Raw genomic sequence first — 4,711 nt, 5'->3', positions numbered from 1 at the left:
CACTGGGCATTTGGGGGAAGGAAACAGCTGATCATGAGCGACAACGTGGAGCCGGCCGCGGCTGGTTGGTATCCGACACCGGACGGCGAACAGCGGTACTGGGATGGGACGAGCTGGCTCGACATTCCTGCACCGCCCACCGCACCGCAGACCCCCGTCACAGCGACGAACGACGCTGCGACGTCACAACCACCCAAGACGACGCGTCGACCGCTCCTGGTGGCGTTGAGCGCGGTCGGAGCGGTCGTCGTGGTCGCGGGTGTCGTCGGCGGCATCGCCGCGGCCAGTCGTCCCACACCGAAGCCCACGCACACCGCGCCGCCAACGTTCGACGTGACAGGGTCGCTCACCCTCACCGATGGGTCCGGCGTCCTCGACCTCGGCGAGGGCATGTGCGCGGGTCAGAACGGCTACGACGACATCACCGCCGGCGCACAGGTCGACGTGTACGATGCATCCGGGAAAGTGCTCGCCACGAGCTCACTCGAGCCTGGCACTCCCGCGACCGATGGTCTCGGAGGGTGCACGTTCAACTTCGATGTGCCCGGAGTCCCTGCGGGTCTGAAGTTGTACCAGGTGCAGGTCAGCCACCGCGGCATGCTGACCGAGTCCTACGACGAGATGAACCACGGCCTTCAACTCACCCTCGGCTGACCCCTGCGCCGCGCACGACCTGCTCAGTAGCGCTTGGTCCACGTCTCGTAGGTGTAATCCGACCCGATGTGGTCAAATCCGGCACGCTCGGCCACGCTCTTGGCGGCGAAGTTCATGGGATCGATACGTGCCTGAACGATGAAGTCGGACCGCATCTTGTAGAAAGTCCCCATGACCTGAGGCGCGATCGTGATCGCCTCACCTGCAAGGCCGTTCCCACTCGCGCGCTGCGCGACGCCGATCGCCTGGATGAACGCGTATCGATCGAACGGGCTCACTCGCATGGCGAGAACCGCGGCGAGCCCATCATCGTCATAGCCGACCAAGAGCCAGTCGGGCGCCGCGACCTTGGGGTGCATCCCTCGGATGAATTCCTGCACCTCAAGCTCCCACGGGTAGTCGTGGCAGACGAATCCTTCGTCCTCGTCGAAGTACCCGTGATCAGGAAGTGTGCAGCTAAACGAACTGAGATGCGCTCTGTGCTCGCGAGTTGCGCTATGCCAGTCGAGCGTCACGGGCGGCATAGAAGGCACGAACGCGGGCCATCTCGGCCGTGTCAGGCATGCGAGCGCCAGTCGCCTTATACTGATCGACCGTTCGCACCCTGCGTTCCGACGCCGTGCGCGCCGCCACTCTCATTCTCCGTGCTGCCCCCGTCATGGCGGCAGTATCGCACGGGTGCCTGCACGGTTGCTAGTCCTGCACCCCGGAGTCACGATTGGACCCCGCGGCATCGACCGGAGCGTTGATGCTCTCACGGGTGCGCTCGAGACGTTCTCGCTCCCGGATGTCGGCGAACGCCGCCGCCGCGAGGTCGATGCACTCCTCACGAGTCGGCATCACGTCACCAGTAGTCCAGTCGGCCACCGTCGTACGCCTCGCGTAGTGCTACGAGGGTGTCACCATCGAGGCCAGATGGCAGGCCGAGCACCTGCGCAATATCCCGGCCTGAATAGAGCCTCGACACCGAGGATCCGGCGTGCTCGGCTTCCGCGTGGTCAGCCCCGAGTGCGGCCGCACGCCGGATCATCTCATCCAGTTCCACCTGCCCAGCATGGCCAAGCCCCTCCGCGTTGGCTACCCTCCCGAGATGAATGAACGGACAATCCGCCCGCTGATGACCATCGACGAGGTCGCAGAGATCCTCCGCGTGCCCGTCAAGACGATCTACGAGTGGCGGTCTCGTCCTCTCCCGTACGGTCCGCCGGCGATCAAGGTCGGCCGGTACCTGCGGTGGAAGGTCACCACCGTGGAGGCTTGGATCGAGGGTCAAGAGCCGGACGCCGTGCCGCACGGGCACGCCTAGCTGCACCGGCCTCGTGTGCACATCGGTGTGTGCATGCGGCAGCGGAAGGGAGCCTGAACGAGCAGTCAGCGCCGCATCCCGCGACGGCTCCCAGCCATGTGCCGCCAATACGGTCGGACACCAGCCGAAAACGCCGGACGAGTCGACCTTCACTGTAAATCAGCCGCGGAATGCTTCGGGGGTTCGAATCCCTCACTCGCCACGGAAGGAAAAGCCCCGGTCAGACGCAGAAACGCGACACTGGCCGGGGCTTTTCGTCACCGTCGTGTCACTCGTCGAGGTCTTCCTCGGGTTCCGGGACGAGATGCAGGCCGTCGTTCGAGTTCGCCAGGTACGCGAGCTCTTCGAGCCACCGTCGATTCAGCCGAGGCCGGCGCGGGTCGTCGTACTTGAACACCAGGGTGGAGTCGGCGGTGACCCACACCGTCATGCGCCCGTGCCCGAGGCTCGGATCCTCACGCCACGTGAACGTGAAGCTCTCGCCGCGCCGCAGTTTGTCGGACATCACGACCTGCAGGTGATGGAGCGCCCGGTCGGGGATGTAGACGTGGACTCCGTCGTAGGTCAGCTTGCCCATCTCCGCCTCCGATGTACGCAATCCGTCCTCACCTCGACGATACGCGCAACCGCGGGGGTGTGCGCGGGGCTCTCCCCCGGGCCGATCAGCTGCCGAAGTGCTCCAGCTCGTCGTCGTCGATCGCGCTCGGCAGTCGCAGCAGGGCGCCTTCGAAACGGCACGTCGCGGCAGCGACGTCCATGGCACGGTGCAGGGCGGCGCCCCACTCGTCCTCGCCTTCCGGCGAGTCCTGGACGAGGGATGCCGCGATCGCCGACAGCACCGCATCGCCTGCCCCCATCGTGTCGACGATTCGGCCCGGCAGCTTCGAGATGGGCGCGGTGATCTCCATCCCGGGCGCGTCGAGCCCCGCCCCCGCGGGGCCGTAGGTGGTGAGCACGACAGCGGCGCCGAGGTCGCGAAGGCGGTCGCGCAGCCCATCCAGGGGCACACGGTAGAGCAGGGCGGCGTCGTCTTCGCCGACCTTCACGAGCGATGCCTGAGCCGCGAGACGTTCGAATCCGCGCACGAACTCCGCGAGGTCGGACATCATGCCGGTTCGCGGATTCGGATCGATCGCGAGCGGGGTCGACCCGACGGCGTCGGCGAGCGCTTCGACCTGAGCGGGATCGTCGAACGGGAAGCAGCTCACCACGACCAGGTCGGCATCCTGACACGCCCGCCGTTCGGCCTCCCCGAACACGACCGCACGGTTCTGCGCCGCCTCGTTGAAAACGTACACGGGCTCGCCGCCGGTGCGGGTCGACACCGCCCGCGACGAGCCGAACGGGCCGGGCGAGGCGAGCAGCTCGACCCCGTAGTCCCGCAGGTAGCCGCGGATGTGGTCGCCGGCCTCGTCGTCGCCGACCATGGCGATGAGTGTCGTGGGCACACCGAGCCGGGTGAGACCGACCGCGACGTTCAGCGCGGCTCCGCCGACGAACTCGCGCACTCCGCGGTCGTCGCGAAGCTCGTCGATGAGGGCGTCGCCGACGACCACGACCCTCACGACGAGACGCCCTTGACCGCGTACTCGCGAACGCTCTCGACGAAGGCCTCGGCGCGGGTGCGGGTGCCGTCGATGCGGCGGTCGACGCTGGCGCGCAGTTCGCCCGGCGCGAGCGGGGCGGCGAGACGGACGGTCTCGTGGCAGGTCATGTCCGCGCAGATGTAGGTGCCGACGGATCCGGCATCCTTGCCCGGCTTGTGCGCGGTGAACAGCGTCACCTGGTCGCCGGGCTGCATGGTGTGGCACAGGTTGCACATCGCCGATCGCGCACGCGATCGGCCCTCGGCTGCGCGCAGGACGACTCCGACCGGGTCGCCGCGATGCACGACGATCAGATAGCCGCGGCCACGGGTGCGCGGATCGCGCCAGGCGAGGAAGTCGAGGTGGTCCCAGTCCAGCAGCAGGAAATCATGCGGCACCGCCATGATCCGCAGATCGTCCGCGTCGGCGTTGATCAGCGAATCCCGAACGTCCGCTTCGGTCATCGGGAACATGGTTGCCAGTCTACGAACGGGCCGCCGCCCTGGGTTGCTGCACCCCGGTGATCCCCCGGATGCCTCGGTAGGCTGGGGGCATGGCTGACTCGAGTTTCGACATCGTCTCCAAGGTGGACCACCAGGAGGCCGACAACGCACTGAACCAGGCCCGCAAGGAGGTCGAGCAGCGCTACGACTTCAAGGGCACGGGCGCGTCCATCGAGTGGTCGGGCGAGAGCATCCTCATCAAGGCGAGCACCGAAGAGCGTGCCAAGGCGGTGCTCGACGTCTTCCAGTCCAAGCTCATCAAGCGCGGCATCTCGCTGAAGAGCCTCGACACAGGCGAGCCGGTGCAGGGAGGCAAGGAGGTGCGGATCACCTCCACGCTCAAGGACGGCATCTCGCAGGAGAACGCCAAGAAGATCGGCAAGATCATCCGCGACGAGGGGCCCAAGGGCGTGAAGTCGCAGATCCAGGGCGACGAGCTGCGCGTGCAGTCCAAGAGCCGCGACGACCTGCAGGAGGTGCAGCGCCTGCTGCGCGCCGCCGACCTCGACGTCGACCTGCAGTTCGTCAACTACCGCTGACCGCCGCTCGTTCCGAGACGCGGACGACGCGTGCCTTCGACGTTCATGCTCGTCACCGAGTCGCCGTACCCAGTGGAGGCGCTTTTCGACGTGTCGCTGGACATCGACGCGCACATGGCCTCG

Annotated in this window: 9 protein-coding genes; 3 read left to right on the top strand and 6 right to left on the bottom strand. The window is 66.9% G+C overall.

Going from position 1 to position 4,711, the window contains the following annotated elements:
• The coding region (locus tag VJR25_RS14185; protein WP_324116123.1) for a DUF2510 domain-containing protein at window positions 1–654 on the top strand (654 nt) is incomplete at its 5' end.
• Window positions 655–677: 23 nt separating this feature from the next.
• Here the strand turns inward: VJR25_RS14185 and VJR25_RS14180 are convergent.
• The 3 genes from VJR25_RS14180 to VJR25_RS14170 all read right to left on the bottom strand — a co-directional run bounded on the left by VJR25_RS14180 (window position 678) and on the right by VJR25_RS14170 (window position 1,699).
• On the bottom strand, window positions 678–1,169 hold the full coding sequence (locus VJR25_RS14180) for a hypothetical protein (protein WP_324116121.1): 492 nt from the start codon (window positions 1,167–1,169) through the stop codon (window positions 678–680).
• A 178-nt stretch (window positions 1,170–1,347) separates the two neighbouring features.
• Window positions 1,348–1,497 carry a hypothetical protein gene (locus tag VJR25_RS14175; RefSeq protein ID WP_324116119.1) on the bottom strand — a complete coding sequence of 50 codons (150 nt, stop codon included), beginning with the start codon at window positions 1,495–1,497 and terminating at the stop codon, window positions 1,348–1,350.
• 1 nt (window position 1,498) lies between these two features.
• Window positions 1,499–1,699: a hypothetical protein gene (locus tag VJR25_RS14170; RefSeq protein WP_324116117.1), complete on the bottom strand. Its 201-nt coding sequence runs from the start codon at window positions 1,697–1,699 to the stop codon at window positions 1,499–1,501.
• A 45-nt stretch (window positions 1,700–1,744) separates the two neighbouring features.
• On the opposite strand from VJR25_RS14170, the gene VJR25_RS14165 reads away from it, so the two are divergent.
• Window positions 1,745–1,960, top strand: coding sequence for a helix-turn-helix domain-containing protein (locus VJR25_RS14165; protein ID WP_324116115.1), 216 nt, complete (start codon window positions 1,745–1,747; stop codon window positions 1,958–1,960).
• A 268-nt stretch (window positions 1,961–2,228) separates the two neighbouring features.
• On the opposite strand, the gene VJR25_RS14160 is transcribed toward VJR25_RS14165, so the two are convergent.
• The 3 genes from VJR25_RS14160 to VJR25_RS14150 all read right to left on the bottom strand — a co-directional run bounded on the left by VJR25_RS14160 (window position 2,229) and on the right by VJR25_RS14150 (window position 4,019).
• Entirely contained in the window at window positions 2,229–2,537 is a 309-nt protein-coding gene (locus VJR25_RS14160; protein ID WP_324116113.1) for an ATP-dependent DNA ligase, read from the bottom strand.
• An 85-nt stretch (window positions 2,538–2,622) separates the two neighbouring features.
• A complete protein-coding gene (locus tag VJR25_RS14155) occupies window positions 2,623–3,525 on the bottom strand; it encodes a carbohydrate kinase family protein (RefSeq protein WP_324116111.1) in 903 nt (300 codons plus the stop codon).
• Window positions 3,522–4,019 carry an FBP domain-containing protein gene (locus VJR25_RS14150; protein WP_324116109.1) on the bottom strand — a complete coding sequence of 166 codons (498 nt, stop codon included), beginning with the start codon at window positions 4,017–4,019 and terminating at the stop codon, window positions 3,522–3,524. The genes VJR25_RS14155 and VJR25_RS14150 overlap by 4 nt, the downstream gene beginning before the upstream one ends.
• A gap of 80 nt (window positions 4,020–4,099) precedes the next feature.
• Between VJR25_RS14150 and VJR25_RS14145 the strand changes: the two genes are divergently transcribed.
• Window positions 4,100–4,588 (top strand): YajQ family cyclic di-GMP-binding protein, encoded by a 489-nt coding sequence (locus tag VJR25_RS14145; protein WP_324116107.1) that lies wholly within the window; start codon window positions 4,100–4,102, stop codon window positions 4,586–4,588.
• Window positions 4,589–4,711: the final 123 nt, after the last annotated feature.

Origin of the sequence: Microbacterium sp., from assembly GCF_035277845.1 — a bacterium.
Lineage (GTDB): Bacteria > Actinomycetota > Actinomycetes > Actinomycetales > Microbacteriaceae > Microbacterium.
This window is presented reverse-complemented; position numbering and strand designations above follow the sequence as displayed.

What these genes read in the sequence shown, in the direction of transcription:
- VJR25_RS14160 (WP_324116113.1), bottom strand. Translation starts at nt 2,537, where the DNA reads ATGGGCAAGCTGACCTACGACGGAGTCCACGTCTACATCCCCGACCGG.
- VJR25_RS14150 (WP_324116109.1), bottom strand. Translation starts at nt 4,019, where the DNA reads ATGTTCCCGATGACCGAAGCGGACGTTCGGGATTCGCTGATCAACGCC.
- VJR25_RS14145 (WP_324116107.1), top strand. Translation starts at nt 4,100, where the DNA reads ATGGCTGACTCGAGTTTCGACATCGTCTCCAAGGTGGACCACCAGGAG.
- VJR25_RS14165 (WP_324116115.1), top strand. Translation starts at nt 1,745, where the DNA reads ATGAATGAACGGACAATCCGCCCGCTGATGACCATCGACGAGGTCGCA.